The following is a 747-nucleotide window of genomic DNA, read 5'->3' on the forward strand; positions in this document are numbered from 1 at the left end:
GGCGTGATGTTCGGCAGGGCTTCTTCTGGTTTGTGGTGCTTGTTGTACTTCCTGACAAGCCCCTGGAACATGCTCTCGTAACAGGACGCCGTTTTGGGAAGGCCGCTCTGGTTGAGGAACAGGAAGTTAGTGTAGCCCCCGATATTGACCGGGGCGGCCTTGCCTCTGTTCTTCACAGCCCGCTTCAACGCCTGGTAGACCTTCTCGCTCATGGGGATCTGCCGCGCACCCTTTTTGGTCTTGGGCTCGTCCACATAGTAGCCGAGCTCGCTGTCCCTCAGGAGCTGGTGGTCCACATGGATGCAGCGGTTTTCAAAATCCAGGTCCGTTGTCAATCCGCACAACTCGGAAACGCGGAGGCCGGTCCCCAGCAGAATGATGATCTCATCACAATACTTCCGGTAGACCGGATCGCTGCCGGCGAAGGCCAGGAGGCGGTCCTCCTGCTCCTGGGTCAGCGCGGCTTTTTCCTCCGTGTCATCCTCCAGGACATCGGCTATGGCGAAGTTGAACGGGTTTTTGCGGATGCAGTCATCCTCAATCGCCGTGTAGAAGGCCGCCTTCAAAGACCGTTTCCAGTTGCTGATGGTCTTGTAGGCGTAGCCCTTCTCGCTCATCCTGATGGCCCATTCCTTGGCGTCCGACAGTTTCACGCTGTCAATGCTCCGGGACCCAAGGGGGTCCTCTTTCAGGACGGACATCAGGTATTCCCGGCCCTTCACGGTGCTCCGCTTGACATTTTTCCTA

General features: G+C 57.6%; 1 protein-coding gene. It reads right to left on the minus strand.

The features are described 5' to 3' along the window. Positions 1 to 747: site-specific integrase (locus tag B5G34_RS18160; RefSeq protein WP_162609539.1), on the minus strand; the 747-nt coding region annotated here is incomplete at both ends.

The sequence above is a fragment of the Flavonifractor sp. An82 genome, from assembly GCF_002159265.1.
Lineage (GTDB): Bacteria > Bacillota > Clostridia > Oscillospirales > Oscillospiraceae > Flavonifractor.